This is a genomic window from Dactylosporangium siamense (genome assembly GCF_016862795.1).
Classification (GTDB): domain Bacteria; phylum Actinomycetota; class Actinomycetes; order Mycobacteriales; family Micromonosporaceae; genus Dactylosporangium; species Dactylosporangium siamense.
Genome location: NZ_BONQ01000107.1, coordinates 50,893 through 64,952 on the forward strand (window position 1 = coordinate 50,893; position 14,060 = coordinate 64,952).

Annotated in this window: 10 protein-coding genes; 4 read left to right on the top strand and 6 right to left on the bottom strand. The window is 72.4% G+C overall.

Annotated features, from left to right (window positions below):
- Positions 1 to 51: 51 nt before the first annotated feature.
- A complete protein-coding gene (locus tag Dsi01nite_RS33610) occupies positions 52 to 1,074 on the top strand; it encodes an NAD-dependent epimerase/dehydratase family protein (RefSeq protein ID WP_203850350.1) in 1,023 nt (340 codons plus the stop codon).
- Here Dsi01nite_RS33610 and Dsi01nite_RS33615 read toward each other — a convergent pair.
- Positions 1,063 to 1,464 (bottom strand): GNAT family acetyltransferase, encoded by a 402-nt coding sequence (locus Dsi01nite_RS33615; protein WP_203850351.1) that lies wholly within the window; start codon positions 1,462 to 1,464, stop codon positions 1,063 to 1,065. The two genes, Dsi01nite_RS33610 and Dsi01nite_RS33615, sit on opposite strands and share 12 nt — an antisense overlap.
- A 51-nt stretch (positions 1,465 to 1,515) precedes the next feature.
- Here Dsi01nite_RS33615 and Dsi01nite_RS33620 point away from each other — a divergent pair, with 51 nt between their 5' ends.
- Positions 1,516 to 1,923, top strand: a complete 408-nt coding sequence (locus Dsi01nite_RS33620; protein WP_203850352.1) for an SRPBCC family protein — start codon at positions 1,516 to 1,518, stop codon at positions 1,921 to 1,923.
- A 3-nt stretch (positions 1,924 to 1,926) separates the two neighbouring features.
- Here Dsi01nite_RS33620 and ahcY read toward each other — a convergent pair whose 3' ends face one another.
- From ahcY to Dsi01nite_RS33635, 3 genes are all read right to left on the bottom strand, one after another.
- Positions 1,927 to 3,387 carry an adenosylhomocysteinase gene (gene ahcY, locus Dsi01nite_RS33625; protein ID WP_203850353.1) on the bottom strand — a complete coding sequence of 487 codons (1,461 nt, stop codon included), beginning with the start codon at positions 3,385 to 3,387 and terminating at the stop codon, positions 1,927 to 1,929.
- Between the two features lie 118 nt (positions 3,388 to 3,505).
- Positions 3,506 to 4,282 (bottom strand): SWIM zinc finger family protein, encoded by a 777-nt coding sequence (locus Dsi01nite_RS33630; RefSeq protein WP_203850354.1) that lies wholly within the window; start codon positions 4,280 to 4,282, stop codon positions 3,506 to 3,508.
- Complete coding sequence (locus Dsi01nite_RS33635; protein ID WP_239136359.1) at positions 4,275 to 7,664, bottom strand: DEAD/DEAH box helicase; 3,390 nt, start codon at positions 7,662 to 7,664, stop codon at positions 4,275 to 4,277. The genes Dsi01nite_RS33630 and Dsi01nite_RS33635 overlap by 8 nt, the downstream gene beginning before the upstream one ends.
- Positions 7,665 to 8,579: 915 nt before the next feature.
- Here Dsi01nite_RS33635 and Dsi01nite_RS33640 point away from each other — a divergent pair.
- The gene (locus Dsi01nite_RS33640) at positions 8,580 to 9,995 is read left to right on the top strand and encodes an MFS transporter (protein ID WP_203850355.1); all 1,416 of its coding nucleotides are present in this window, start codon (positions 8,580 to 8,582) and stop codon (positions 9,993 to 9,995) included.
- Here Dsi01nite_RS33640 and Dsi01nite_RS33645 read toward each other — a convergent pair.
- Positions 9,970 to 10,623, bottom strand: coding sequence for a hypothetical protein (locus tag Dsi01nite_RS33645; RefSeq protein ID WP_203850356.1), 654 nt, complete (start codon positions 10,621 to 10,623; stop codon positions 9,970 to 9,972). The two genes, Dsi01nite_RS33640 and Dsi01nite_RS33645, sit on opposite strands and share 26 nt — an antisense overlap.
- A 128-nt stretch (positions 10,624 to 10,751) precedes the next feature.
- Here Dsi01nite_RS33645 and Dsi01nite_RS33650 point away from each other — a divergent pair, with 128 nt between their 5' ends.
- On the top strand, positions 10,752 to 12,029 hold the full coding sequence (locus tag Dsi01nite_RS33650) for an MFS transporter (protein ID WP_203850357.1): 1,278 nt from the start codon (positions 10,752 to 10,754) through the stop codon (positions 12,027 to 12,029).
- On the opposite strand, the gene Dsi01nite_RS33655 is transcribed toward Dsi01nite_RS33650, so the two are convergent.
- Positions 12,019 to 14,058 carry a prolyl oligopeptidase family serine peptidase gene (locus tag Dsi01nite_RS33655; RefSeq protein ID WP_203850358.1) on the bottom strand — a complete coding sequence of 680 codons (2,040 nt, stop codon included), beginning with the start codon at positions 14,056 to 14,058 and terminating at the stop codon, positions 12,019 to 12,021. The genes Dsi01nite_RS33650 and Dsi01nite_RS33655 overlap by 11 nt on opposite strands.
- Positions 14,059 to 14,060: the final 2 nt, after the last annotated feature.

Sequence of the window (14,060 nt, forward strand, 5' to 3'; positions counted from 1 at the left end):
GAACCGCGAACACGGCTTTTGGTGCGATCCGGAGCTGCCTAGCGTCGGGGCATGCGGATCCTTGTCACCGGCGGAGCCGGATTCATCGGCACCCATGTCGCCGGCGCCCTGCACGATGCCGGCCACGACGTCACGGTGCTCGACGTGCTGCACCCGGCCGCGCACAGCAGCCCGGACCCCACGTTCGCGCGGGCCGACGTCCGGGACCGGGACGCGGTCGACGCCGCGCTGGACGGGGTCGACGTGGTCGTCCACCACGCGGCGATGGTCGGCATGGGCGTCGACCTGGCCGACCTGCCGGAGTACGTCGGCTGCAACGACCTCGGCACCGCCGTGCTGCTCGCCGGGATGGCCCGCGCGGGCGTTCGGCGGCTGGTCCTGGCCAGTTCGATGGTCGTGTACGGCGAAGGCGCCTATCAATGTTCCGCCCACGGACCGACGGCACCCGCCCCACGCGTCGAGGGCGACCTCGCCGCGGGCAGGTTCGAGCCCGGCTGCCCGTCGTGCGGGCGCCGGCTGGAGCCGGTCGACGTCGACGAGGACGCGCCGCTGCGCCCCCGCAGCGTGTACGCCGCGACCAAGGTGGCCCAGGAGCACCTCGTGCAGGCGTGGTCGATCGCCGGTGCGGGCACCGCCGTCGCGCTGCGGTACCACAACGTCTACGGGCCGGGCATGCCCCGCGACACGCCGTACAGCGGGGTCGCCGCCATCTTCCGCTCGGCCCTTGCCGCCGGGCGGGCGCCGCGGGTGTTCGAGGACGGCGCGCAGCGCCGCGACTTCGTCCACGTCTCGGACGTCGCCGCCGCCAACGTCCTCGCCGTCGGCGTTGTTCCTGACGGATTCCGGGCCTTCAACGTCGCATCCGGCCGGCCGGCGACGGTCGGTGCCATGGCCGCCGCGCTCGCCGCCGCCATGGACGGGCCCGCGCCGGTCGTCACGGGCGACTACCGCGCCGGCGACGTGCGCCACGTGGTCGCGTCGCCGGCCCGCGCCGCTGCGGAGCTCGGCTTCACCGCCCGGGTCGGCCTCGACGAGGGAATGCGGGACTTCGCGACGGCCGCCCTACGCTCGTAACGGCTTCGTGCACAGGACGTCCGGGACCGGCAGGTAGCCCAGTCGCTGCCAGAAGCTGAGCCCGGCGGCGTTGTCCGGCAGCACCATGAGGTTGATCCGTGGGCAGCCGAGGTGCGCCAGGCGGCGTTCGAGCTCCTCGACGAGTCGCGTCGCGATCTTCTGCCGTCGTTGGTCCGGGTGTACGGCGAGCCGCAGGATCCAGCCCCGGCGGCCGTCGTAGGTGCCGAGCACCACGCCGGTGACCACGCCGTCGACCTCGTCCACCAGGAACAGCTCGGGGTCGCGGGTGAGCTTGGCCTCCAGTTCGGCGCGGGGCACGACGTCCCGGCCCGTCGCCGCCCACACGGAGACGACGGCGTCGTAGTCAGACCACTGGAACTGCCGGATCATGCGCTGCTCATTTCTGGGCGTACGGTTGAACTGCCAAGGGGGTGGTGTCTCATGATCGTCACCCAGGACACCATGCGGGTGGCCGTGTCGCCGATGTCCGCGTATGAGCATCTGGTGCGGTTCAGCGAATACGCACGCTTCATGTCCGGGGTCCTCGGCGTCACACCGGTGCACGACACCGCGGCGCACCTGGCGCTGGACATCGGCGGGCGGCGGGTCGAGATCGACGCGGTCCTCGCCGACGTCGAGCCGGGCCGGTTCGTCCGCTGGGACAGTGACGCGCTGGTCGAGTCGTTCTGGCTGTCGGCGGCCGGCGACGACGCCACCGACGTGGTCGCGGTCGCGGAGCTGGACGACAGCCTGGTGCGGATGTATGAGCGGCAGCCGGACGCCGCGTTGCACGCCCGGCTGCACATGGACCTCAAAGGGTTCAAGCGGTTCTGCGAGGAGAGCCGCTGAGCCTCAGTAGCGGTAGTGCTCCGGCTTGTACGGGCCGGCCACGTCCACGCCGATGTACTCCGCCTGCTCCTTGCTCAGCTCGGTGAGCCGCACGCCGAGCGCCTCGAGGTGCAGCGAGGCGACCTTCTCGTCGAGGTGCTTCGGCAGGCGGTACACCTGGCGCTCGTAACCGTCGGGCTTCGTGAACAGCTCGATCTGCGCGATCGTCTGGTTGGTGAAGCTGTTGGACATCACGAAGCTCGGGTGTCCGGTCGCGTTGCCCAGGTTGAGCAGGCGGCCCTCCGACAGGACGATCACCGCGTGGCCGTCGGGGAACGTCCACTCGGCGACCTGCGGCTTGATCTCGTTCTTCACGATGCCGGGGATCCTGGCCAGGCCGGCCATGTCGATCTCGTTGTCGAAGTGACCGACGTTGCCGACGATCGCGTTGTGCTTCATCCGGGCCAGGTCGGCGGCCATGATGATGTCCTTGTTGCCGGTGGTGGTGATGAACAGGTCACCGGTCTCCACCACGTCCTCGAGCCGCACCACGGGCAGGCCGTGCATCGCGGCCTGCAGCGCGCAGATCGGGTCGATCTCGGTGACGACGACCCGGGCGCCCATCCCGCGCAGCGCCTCCGCGGCGCCCTTGCCGACGTCGCCGTAGCCGCAGACGACGGCGAGCTTGCCGGCGAGCATCACGTCCGTGGCCCGGTTGATGCCGTCCAGCAGCGAGTGCCGGATGCCATACGTGTTGTCGAACTTCGACTTGGTGACCGAGTCGTTGACGTTGATCGCGGGGAACAGCAGCTCGCCGGACTCGGCGAGCTTGTAGAGCCGCTTGACGCCGTTGGTGGTCTCCTCCGTGACACCGCGGATGCCGGCGGCGATCTTGGTGAAGCGCCGGTTGTCCTTGGCGAGGCTGTCGGCGAGGGTGCCGAGGACCAACGCGAACTCCTCGGAGTCCTCGGCCGTGGGCTGCGGCACCTGACCGGCGGCCTCGAACTCGACACCCTTGTGGACCAGCAGCGTGGCGTCGCCGCCGTCGTCGACGATCATGTTCGGGCCGAGGCCGTCACCGAAGTCGAACAGCTGGTCGGTGCACCACCAGTACTCGGCGAGGGTCTCGCCCTTCCACGCGAACACCGGCGTGCCCTTGGGCTCCTCCGGCGTGCCGTCGCGGCCGACGACGACCGCGGCGGCCGCCTCGTCCTGGGTGGAGAAGATGTTGCAGGAGACCCAGCGGACCTCGGCGCCGAGCGCGACGAGCGTCTCGATGAGCACCGCGGTCTGCACGGTCATGTGCAGGGAACCGGCGATCCGCGCGCCCCGCAACGGCTGCGCGTCGGCGAACTCCCGCCGCGTCGCCATCAGGCCCGGCATCTCGTGTTCGGCGAGGCGGATCTGGGTGCGGCCGGCGGCCGCGAGTGAGAGGTCGGCAACGGCGAACTCGATCCCGTTGCGCGTCTGCAGGAACTTGTGCATAGCCTAAGGTCACCTCCCGGTGACAGGAGGCGCCCTTGGGTCAAGGGTAGTCAACGGCCGAGCGTGGCGAACCCTTCCGGGCCCGTCGCAGCGCCTCTCGACCGCGACCGCGACGTTTTCAGCCGCGATTGGATTCGACGGTACCGTCTCGCTCGGCGTCGCCGCAACCGAGTGTGCGGTAGACGTCACGGAGCAGGTCACCGACCTCGAACCGGCCGGCGGTGAGCCCCAGGTGGTCGAGCTGGTCGAGGATGGCGTCGCTGCGTCGTTCGGTGCCGGGCAACGGTTCCGCGGGTTTCGGCAGTCTCGGGCCGGCGGTCCAGAACCCCGCGCTGGGCGTGTGCTGCTGAGGCGCTTCCTTGTCGCCGACGTGGCTCAGCGCCGACACCCGGTGGCCGCGGAGCTGTTCGAGCAGCTCGTCCCGGCCTTTGCCGCGCCAGGCGAGGATCTGGAACGGGTCGTTGTCGAACTCCTCGGCCAGGACGTAGCAGGCGGCGGTGAGGTGCCGGCACGGTTTCTGCCAGCCGGGGCAGTCGCAGTCCATGACGAGGTCGGCGAGGCTCTGCGGGAACAGCGACAGGCCGTAACTCTCGAGCATCCTGTCGAGATCCTGCGGCAGCTGGCCGGCGAGGAGCTTCGCCGCGTAGCGAGCCTCCTGGGACAGCGCCCGCTCGATGCGGGCCCAGTCCGCGGCGGTGAACGCCTTGGTGCCGATCCGGGACCGGTAGGTCTCGCCGTCCTCGTCGAGCACCAGCGCGGTCACCACGCTGCTGGAGATGGTCAACGAGCGGACGTTGCCGGCGCGGGCGTAGCGGCGGCCGACGGAAAATGTCGTGCCCATCCGCAAGGATTCCAGCATGGCGATGAACTGGTGGGACCACCTGGTGTCACTCATCAACCGCCTCCGGCCGCAACGTCATCAGGTCCAGCAGGTCGTCGGTGGACAGCCCGGTGAGCCAGCCCTCACCGCTGCCGACGGCGACCCCGGCGAGGGTCCGCTTCTCCGCCATGACGGTGTCGACGCGTTCCTCGATGGTGCCGACGCAGACGAAGGTGTGGACCTGCACGTCGCGGCGCTGCCCGATGCGGAAGGCCCGGTCGGTGGCCTGCTGCTCGGTCGCCGGGTTCCACCACCGGTCCACGTGCACGACGTGGTTGGCCGCGGTGAGGTTGAGCCCGGTCCCGCCGGCCTTCAGCGACAGCAGCAGCACCCCCGGACCCTCCCCGGACTGGAACCGCTGCACCATCGCGTCGCGGGCGCCCTTCGCGGTGCCCCCGTGCAGGAACTCGACGCCGGTGCCGAGCCGCGCGGCGAGGTAGGGCGTCAGCAGGTGGCCGAACTTGGCGAACTGGGTGAAGACCAGCGCCCGGTCCCCGGCGTCGAGCGCGGTCGCGAGGATCTCCTCGAGGCGGGCCAGCTTCCCCGACCGCCCCGCGAGGGGCGTGCCGTCACCCATCAGGTGCGCCGGATGGTTGCAGACCTGTTTGAGTTTGGTCATCGCCGACAGCACCAGGCCCTTGCGCTGGTCACCGGCCCGCCCCTCGCGCAGCTTGACGAAGAGCTCGTCGACGACCGCCTTGTAGAGCGTCGCCTGTTCCAGGGTGAGGTTGCACCACTGGCGGCGTTCGAGCTTGTCGGGCAGGTCGGCGATGACGGCCCGGTCCGTCTTCACCCGCCGCAGCAGGAAGGGCCGGGTGACCCGGCGCAGCCGGGCGGCCGCGTCGGCGTCGGCGTAACGCTCGATCGGCACCGAGTAGCGGGCCCGGAAGATGCTCGCCGGCCCGAGGATGCCGGGGTTCAGGAAGTCGGCGATCGACCACAGCTCCGTGAGCCGGTTCTCCACGGGCGTGCCGGTGAGGGCGACCCGGTGCCGCGCCGGGATCTCCCGCACCGCCCGGGCCGCGGCGCTGGTGCTGTTCTTCACGTGCTGCGCCTCGTCGAGCACGATCCGGTCCCAGTCCTTGGCCGCGAGCCGGTCCACGTCGCGGGTGGCCACCTGATAGGTGGTGAGGACCAGGTCCACGTCGTCCCGCAGCGCCCGTTCGGTGCCGTGGTGCACCGCGACCCGCAGCCCCGGCGTGAAGCGGCCGATCTCGCGCCGCCAGTTGCCGAGCACCGACAGCGGGCACACGATCAGCGTCGGCGGCCTGCGTTTCCGGTCGCGCAGCAATGCCTCGAGGGCGAGGACCTGCACGGTCTTGCCCAGGCCCATGTCATCGGCGAGCAGCGCCCCGACCCCGAGCCCGTCGAGGAACGCCAGCCACGACAGGCCTTTGCGCTGATAGGGGCGCAGGGTCGCGTTGAGCGAGGCCGGCGGGTCCAGCAGCTCGAGGCGCTCCACGGCCCGCCCGGTCAGCAGGTCCGCCAGCCACCCGGTCCCGTCGACGCCGGTGACCGGCAGCGGCAGCTCGCTCTCGGGGATGAGCCGGACGAGCCGCATCGCCTCCCCGGCCGACATGTGCCCCTGCCCGCCGCGGGCGAGGAACGCGAGCCCGGCCCGCAACCGCTCCCGGTCCAGGTGCACCCAGCGGCCACGCAGCCGCACCAGGGGCACCTTCGCCCGGGCGAGCTCCTGCAGGTCGGCCTCGCTGAGGAACTCGTCGCCGATCGCCAGACCCCACCGGTAGCGCACGATCGCGTCCCGGTTCGCCGTGGTGTCCCGCAGCACCGGGCTGGCCGGCTGCGCCGTATGCGTCGTCAGCGTCAGCCCCAGATCCTGCCGCCGCTGCCACTGCGCCGGCAGCAACACCCCGAAGCCCGCGTCGTGCAGCATCCCCGCGTGCCGCAGGAAGCCGTAGGCGCCGATCGTGTCGAGCCGCAGGGACTCCGGCCGGGCCTGGAGCAGCGCCTCGTCCAGCTCGGGCCAGAGCCGGCTGGCCCGCCCAAGGTCCTCCAGCAGCACGTCCTGCGGGTAGTCGACCCACCGGAAGAGCGGCGAGGACGCGTCGCGCCACACGTCCTGCGCCGGCACGAGCAGCCCGGGCTCGGCGACCGGCTGGAGCAGGAACTCCAGCAGCCACCCGGAGGCGTCCCGCCCGTCGTCCACCCGCACCGCGCCGCCCGGGGCCGGCCCCCGAGCGTCGTCCTCGCCGTCGTCGAACTCCTCGACGAAGGTCAGCCGGAAGCACAACCGCACCGCGGCGGGCCGCCCGCTCGCCGTCCACCTGCGGATCGTGTCGCGCACCCGCCGCACGTCGGTGCTCTCCCGCACCACGCGCCCACCGGTGCCCGTCGGCTCGCCGGTGCCAGTGTCAGTCCCGGTGTCAGTCCCGGTGCCGGTGCCGTGGCCGGTGCCGAGGCCGAGTCTGGTGGCGGTGTCGGCGTGCCACCCGTTGCCGCCGCCGTCCTGCCCGGCGCCGCGGCCCGGTCCGGCGGTCTCGTTCGGCGCGGTGGTCGGGCGTTCGCGCAGGGCTGGGTCGGGCCCGGTGAGCGCGGCCAGCCAGGCACGGACGGTGCCGTCCTGGCGGACCTGCCCCTCGGCGAGGATCTGCCGGTCGCCGAGGGCCGCCCGCACGAGCGCGTCGACCTGAAAGTCCAGCGCTGCCCGGACCGCCTCCTCCGCGGTCCAGTCACCGGCGGCGCAGGCGATCCCCGGCATCGCGCGCCACAGCGCCTCGAAGGTGACCGCGTCGTCGCCCCACAGCACGGGGCGCCAGCGGGCCTCGATCGGATGGTCGAGCAGGTCGGGCAGGACCCGACCCCGCCGGACCAGGTCGACGGCGAAGGTCACCAGATCCGTGAGCGCGCCGATCGACGCGCCCGGCCGGACGTCGTCCACCGACCCGCGGCCCGGGCCCGCTGCCGGCCCACCGGTGAGGGCGCCAGGGCCGCCGGCGAGGGCCTCGCCGTCCGTGGCGGGCACGATCTCGGGCTCGAGGGCCTCGCCGATAGTGGCGGGCACGATCTGGGGCTCGGGGGCGTCGATGTCGGTGACCGGCACGATCTCGGGCTCGTAGGCGTCGATGTCGGTGACGGGCAGGGGCTCGAGCTCGACGCCGGCCGGGACGTGCACCACGGGGACGGTCCACAGCATCGTCCGGGCAGCGTCCGCCGGCGCGGCGGCCGACAGTTCCGGGGACGGGGCGGGACGGGCGCCGACCGTCGGCAGCGCCAGATCGGCGGTGCCCACCTCGCCGTCCAGCGGGGGCAGCGCCGCGAACGGGTGCGGGACCGCCCGCCGCGGACGGCGCTGCAGACCCGAGCCGGGCCCGGCCGGCGTCTCCGCCCAGCAGGCGAGCCGGCCTTCCGTGGTGATGACCCCGTGCACGACGTTCACCCGAAGACCGTACTGCGCGTTGCGCCCTGCCTGGGCACCACAGCTGATCAGCCGGGCGCGGGAGGGCTCCGACTTCAGTCGATGGTGGCCCGGTCAGCCGGAGGCTCGTCAGAGACCGGGGCTCGTGGCGACCCGGCCACCTACACGTCCCTTTCCGCTGGTGGAACGGCGCCCATCGGGTCGTGTCCGCGTGGTGGGTGTACGGCCGGGCTGGCCTGCGCGCTTCGGGCATTCGCGGTTGCGGAGTGATGGCGGACCCGCGCTTCCAGACAGGACTCGTTTCGGCCGCGCCGCCGTTTGCATCCTGTAGCCCGCGTACGCGGTCGTGATGCCCGTGCACGGCGGGATCGAAGCGTCTCGTGGCCCTTCCGGACGGCCGGTCCACGACGTCGATCTGTCCAGGGGTCCCAGCGGGTGGTGGCGCGACAAGCCGAACTATGTCCGGGTTCAGGTGCCCGGGTTCTGCGCGTTGTGGAGAAATCCGGCAACGACCTCCGCGCCCGGCACGCGCGATCCGGTGCTGCCGCGCCCGGATCGGCCGCTTTGCCCGCTTGTTGCGCGCTAGGAGTGGATCTCCCCGGTGCTCGAAGTAGCGGGCCGGCTGTCCGCACAGCCCGTGCACGACTTCGATCACGCCCGCCCGACCGCCGGCAGGTGGCGGTCTGGGCGACGGGCGTCGTGGACGGCAACCATGCCGGCGTCGAATGTCGCGCGGATGTTCGCCAGGAAGTGAAGGGGTGGGGGCTTGTGGACGCCCCCTGCGCTGCACGTTTTCACCGAAATGCGCCACCCAGCCGTTGTGCACCACGAGGCCGCGACGGTGCGCCGTGGCCGGCGCTGCGCCGAGAGCGTAAAGGTTCACGATCGTGGATTTCCGGGTGGTGTCGGGGCGTGGTGTCCGGTTAGGTGGGCAAGATGGCGCAGCGGGGGCTCGGCCGGCGGTTCAACCAGTTGTGGGCGGCCGTGGCCGCGGGCAATCTCGGCGACGGGGTGTATCGGGTCTCGATCGGGCTGTTGGCCGCGCGGCTGACCAGCGACCCGTTGGCGTTCTCGGTGCTGACCGCGCTCGGGTTCCTGCCGTGGCTGGTGCTCGGGCTGCCGTCCGGGGTGCTGGTCGACCGGTATGACCGGCGGCGGCTGGCGCTGCTCGTCGGTGTGGTGCGCACCGGGGTGCTCGCGGTGCTGCTGGGCGCGGTCGCCGTCGATCGGGCGTCGTTGTGGCTGCTGTACACGGTGGTGCTGGTGCTGGGCGCCTGCGAGACCGTGTATGACAACGCGGTCGGCTCGATGGTGCCGGCCGTGGTCGGTGACCGGGAGCGGCTGGAGACCGCGAACGGCAGGCTGCTGGGCGCGGAGCTGCTGGCGCAGAGCTTCATCGGGCCGCCGCTGGCCAGTGCCGTGTTCGCGCTGCTGGCGGGGGCCGCGTTCGGGGTCAACGTCGCCTGCTACGCCGTTGCGGTGGTGCTGATGCTGGCGTTGCCCGGCACGTATCGGGCGACGGCTGGGCAGCCGGAGCGGATGGTGCGGGCGATGGGGCAGGCGTTGCGGTTCGTGCGCGGGCACCGGGTGCATCGGGACCTGCTGTCCGTGGTCGTCGTGCTGGGGTTCGCCAACGCCATGGGGACGGCGCTGGTGGTGCTGTGGACCCGGGAGACGCTCGGGGTGCCGGAGGCGGCGTTCGGGTTCTTCCTGCTGACGTCGGCGGTCGGCGCGCTGGCCGGCAGCCAGAGTGCCGCGTGGGTCGCGGCGCGGGCCGGGCGCGGGCGGACGATGGCCCTCGCGGCGATCGTCACGGGGCTGGGCCTGCTGCTCGCGGCCGCCACCCGCTCGGCGTATGTCGCGGCGCTCGGGTGGGCGCTGACGGGCTGGGCGATCCTGGTGTGGAACGTGGTGTACGGCTCGCTCCGGCAGCGACTGACCCCGGACGCGCTGCTCGGCCGCACCATCGGCATCTACCGGGTGGTCGCCTGGGGCGTGATGCCCCTGGGTGCGCTGTCCGGCGGTGCGCTTGCCAAAGTCGGAGCCGGCGACCTGCGGACCCCGATCGTGGTGGCCGGGTTGCTCACGGTCGCCGCGGGTGGGTATGCCGCCCTCCAGATCACCAACGCCCGTGTCGCCGCCGCGGTCGCCGAGGCCGACAAGCACGCCGAGGCCGACAAGCGCGCCGAGGCCGACAAGCACGCAGAGGAAGGCAGCAACGCCGCGGAAGGCAGCAGCGCCAACGAAAGCACGAACGCCGGACAGGACAAGGGCGCCGAAGCAGGCGCGGGCGCGGGCAAGGGCGCCGAGAAGGGCGAAGAGACCGTCAGTGGTGGTCGCGGCGCAGTGTGATCCTGGTGGCGCGGGTCGGTGGGGCCGGCTGGGTGCTGAACGACGCGAGCAGCACGCACGTCAGCGGCGCCTCCGGGGCGGTGATCCGGTGGGCGGTCACGTGCGCGGAGTCCCAGTGGATGCGGGGCAGGTCCTGGCTCGGGCCGAAGCAGGCGTCGAGCTCGGCCCGGGTGAGGGCCGGCTCGGTGAAGTGGATGACGACGGCGGACAGGCCCGCGCGGTCGAAGGACAGCTCGAGCCGGGCGGTGCCGGGCGGGCTCGGCTGCACGAACAGCCGGCCGAAGTCGTCCTGCGTCGGCGCGGGCAGCCCGAGCAGCGCGGCGACCTCCGCCGGGTGCTCGGTGGTGACCCCGCAGATCCGCCGTGACCAGGTCCACAGCAGATCTGTGGTGATCGGGCGGGCGATCAGGTCCAGCAGGTGCGCGGGCGCCGGCGGGCGGCGCCACACCGTGGGCCAGTCGTCCAGGTCGACCAGCTCGGACCCGTCGACGATGAGGGTGTACAGGGGCTCCGCCGGGAAGTCGTTGACCCGCACGGTGAGGGTGCGACCGTCGACCTCGGCGTGATAGGGGAACTCGCCGTCACCCGAGTGCTCCCACCGGATGGGTGTGGCGGTCAGGTCGCTCATGACTGGGAGCCCTCAAGACGCGAGACAAAGTGGACCTGGACAGCGTATGGGGTGTCCGCAAGCCCACACTTGAGCGGCGTCACAAACCGGTCCGGAAACCGCCGCGCGGCGCTAGCGTCGCAGGTGCCATGCGCAGACATGTCATGTGGGCGATCGGGCTCACCGCGTACATCATCGCCGTGTTCCACCGGTCCTCGCTCGGCGTGGCCGGGGTGGCCGCGGCGGACCGCTTCGGGGTCGGCACGTCCCTGCTGGCGCTGCTGTCCGTGGCGCAGCTGGCCGTCTATGCCGGTATGCAGATCCCGGTCGGGGTGCTGCTGGACCGGTTCGGGTCGCGGCGCATGCTGGTCGGCGGCGGGCTGCTCATGGTGGCCGGGCAGCTGCTGTTCGCATACGCCGACGACATCGGTCCCGCGATCGCGGCCCGGGTGCTCATCGGTGTCGGCGACGCGATGACGTTCATCAGCGTGCTGCGGGTCGTCGCGATGTGGTATCCGCCGCGCCGCAACCCGTTGATGGTGCAGCTCACCGGCATGGTCGGGCAGCTCGGCGCGCTGTCGTCGGCGGTGCCGCTGGTGGTGCTGCTGCGCGACGCGGGGTGGACGGCCACGTTCGTCGGCGCGGCCGGGCTGGGCGCCGCCGCGATCACCCTGGTGGCGTTCACGCTGAAGGACACGCCTGAGGCGGCGACACCCCAGGCAACGGACGCGAACAGCGCCGACAAGGGCCTCAAGCGCTCCTGGGAGCACCCCGGGACCCGGCTCGGCCTGTGGACGCACTTCGTCGCGCAGTTCTCCGGCAGCGTGTTCGCGCTGCTGTGGGGGTATCCGTTCCTGACCCAGGGCGAGGGTCTCGCCCCGGCGACCGCGGCGCTGCTGCTGTCGCTGCTGACCGTCGGCGGGATCGTCCTCGGGCCGGTCGTCGGGCACTTCTGCGGGCGGTTGCCGTATCACCGCTCGACCCTCGTGCTGGGCATCGTGGCGAGCTCGGCCCTCGCGTGGGCCGTGGTGCTGCTGTGGCCCGGCCGGGCGCCGGTCGCCGTGCTCACCGGCCTGGTCCTGGTCCTGGCCGTGAACGGGCCCGGGTCGATGATCGGGTTCGACTACGCGCGGTCGTTCAACCCGGCGGCGCGGATCGGCGGGGCGACCGGCATCGTCAACGTCGGCGGGTTCGCCGCGTCCATCGTCGTGATCATCGGCATCGGGGTGCTGCTGGACCTGCAGACCCGCGACGGCGCCGCCCACCCGACGCTCGGGGCGTACAAGTGGGCGTTCGCCATCCAGTATCTGCTGTGGGGGCTCGGCGCGGCCCAGGTGTGGCGCTACCGGCGCACCACCCGCCGCATCATGCCGCCGGAGCACCTCGCCGCGATCCGCCGCGGCGAGGCACTGCCGGTCACTCCGTAGCCAGCGTCCGCCACAGGAACTCGAACGCCAGGGCCCACTTGAACGCCAGCTGCGCGTTGTCCGCGGCGCCGCCGTGGCCGCCCTCGATGTTCTCGTAGTAGCGGACGTCGTGGCCGTGCTCGCGCAGCCGGGCGACCATCTTGCGGGCGTGGCCGGGGTGCACCCGGTCGTCGCGGGTCGAGGTGGTGATGAGCGTCGGCGGGTACGGCACGCCCTCGCTGATGTTCTGGTACGGCGAGAACAGCCGCAGATACGCCCAGTCGTCGGCGACGTCGGGGTCGCCGTACTCCGCCATCCACGACGCCCCGGCCAGCAGCAGGTGGTAGCGGCGCATGTCCAGCAACGGCACCGCGCACACGATCGCGCCGAACAGCTCCGGGTAGCGGGTCAGCATGACGCCCATGAGCAGGCCACCGTTGGAGCCGCCCTCGATGCCGAGCTGCGCGCGCGTGGTGATGCCCCGCTCGACGAGGTCGGTGGCGACCGCGGCGAAGTCCTCGTAGGCCCGCGGCCGGTTCTCCCGCAGCGCGGAGCGGTGCCACTGCGGCCCGTACTCGCCGCCGCCGCGGATGTTCGCCACCACGTAGGTGCCGCCGCGGGCCAGCCAGCCGCGGCCGATGATCGCGCTGTAGGACGGGACCCGCGACACCTCGAAGCCGCCGTAGCCGCTCAGCAGGGTCGGCCCCGGTCCCGCGGCGGGGTTGCCGACCACGAAGTACGGCACCTGCGTGCCGTCGGCGGACGTGGCGAAGAACTGCCTGGTGGTGATCCCGTCGGTGGGGAAGTAGGACGGGCCCTGCTTCAGCGTGGTCGGCGGGTCGCCGCCGAGGACACCGTGGCGCAGCGTCGGCGGGAGCGTGAAGCCGCTGGACAGCAGCAGGTACTGCTCGTCGGCGTCGGCGTTGGTGTCCCACACGTCGGTCTGGCCCAGCTCGAGGCCGCCCAGCACGGTGCGCTCCCAGCTCCCGTCCACGAACGTCAGCAGCTCGAGGCGGCTCTGCACGTCGGCGAGGAGGACCAGGATGAGCCCGTCGTGGGTCCAGTCGCTGTAGGACAGCGACGTGTGCGGGTCGGGCGTGAACAGGGTCGTCAGGTCCCGGCTGCCGGCGAGGAATGCGTCCAGGTTCACGATGAGCAGCGACCCGGCCGGGTGGGTGGCGCCGCCGACGGCCCAGTCGGTGCGGACCCGGATGAGCAGCCAGTCGCGGTGCAGGTCGACGCCGGCGTCGTCGGGCACGTCGAGCTTCGTCAGCACGCCGCCGGCGAGCAGGTGCCGCTCGGCGTGGAAGAAGTCCAGCGACCGGCGGATCACGGCCCGCTCGCCGGCGGCGGACGGGTCGCTGGACGCGCGGACGGAGACGTCGTCGTCGGTGCCCTCGAAGACCAGCGGGGCGTCGGCGAAGGGCGTGCCCCGCCGCCACCGGCGGACCTGCCGCGGGTAGCCCGACGACGTCATCGAGCCCGGCCCGGTGTCCGTGCCGACGAAGATCTCGTCGATCGAGATCCAGCTGACGTCGCTCTTCGCCTCGGGCAGGAAGAAGCCGTCGGCCACGAACTCCTTGCGATCCAGGTCGAACTCGCGCACGACGGCCGCGTCGGCGCCGCCGCGGGACAGCGACAGCAACGCCCGGTGGTCGCCGGCGAGGGGGCCGCGGCGCAGGTAGGTGGCGCCCTGCCAGACCCAGTTCTCGTCCTCGGCGGCGGCGAGCGCGTCGAGGTCCAGGACCGTGTCCCAGGTGGGCTCGCCCGCGCGGTAGTCCGCCAGGGTGGTGCGCCGCCACAGGCCACGGGGGTGGGCGGCGTCCTTCCACAGGTTGTAGACCCGTTCACCGTGCCAGGCGATCATCGGGATCCGGTCGTCGGCGTCCAGCACGACGCGGATTCCGTCGCGCAGCTCGGCGAAGCGGGCCTCGCCGGTGAGCGCGGCGACGGTCTCGGCGTTGCGGTCCCGGACCCAGGCCATCGCGTCGGCGCCGTCGACCTCCTCGAGCCAGAGGTGGGCGTCCTCAGCGGTGATCGTGTCGGTCATCC

Excerpts from the sequence above, each read along its gene's own strand:
- Dsi01nite_RS33615 (WP_203850351.1), bottom strand. The coding sequence starts at position 1,464 with ATGATCCGGCAGTTCCAGTGGTCTGACTACGACGCCGTCGTCTCCGTG.
- Dsi01nite_RS33645 (WP_203850356.1), bottom strand. The coding sequence starts at position 10,623 with ATGAGCGACCTGACCGCCACACCCATCCGGTGGGAGCACTCGGGTGAC.
- Dsi01nite_RS33610 (WP_203850350.1), top strand. The coding sequence starts at position 52 with ATGCGGATCCTTGTCACCGGCGGAGCCGGATTCATCGGCACCCATGTC.
- Dsi01nite_RS33620 (WP_203850352.1), top strand. The coding sequence starts at position 1,516 with ATGATCGTCACCCAGGACACCATGCGGGTGGCCGTGTCGCCGATGTCC.
- Dsi01nite_RS33640 (WP_203850355.1), top strand. The coding sequence starts at position 8,580 with ATGGCGCAGCGGGGGCTCGGCCGGCGGTTCAACCAGTTGTGGGCGGCC.
- Dsi01nite_RS33650 (WP_203850357.1), top strand. The coding sequence starts at position 10,752 with ATGCGCAGACATGTCATGTGGGCGATCGGGCTCACCGCGTACATCATC.
- ahcY (WP_203850353.1), bottom strand. The coding sequence starts at position 3,387 with ATGCACAAGTTCCTGCAGACGCGCAACGGGATCGAGTTCGCCGTTGCC.
- Dsi01nite_RS33630 (WP_203850354.1), bottom strand. The coding sequence starts at position 4,282 with ATGAGTGACACCAGGTGGTCCCACCAGTTCATCGCCATGCTGGAATCC.
- Dsi01nite_RS33655 (WP_203850358.1), bottom strand. The coding sequence starts at position 14,058 with ATGACCGACACGATCACCGCTGAGGACGCCCACCTCTGGCTCGAGGAG.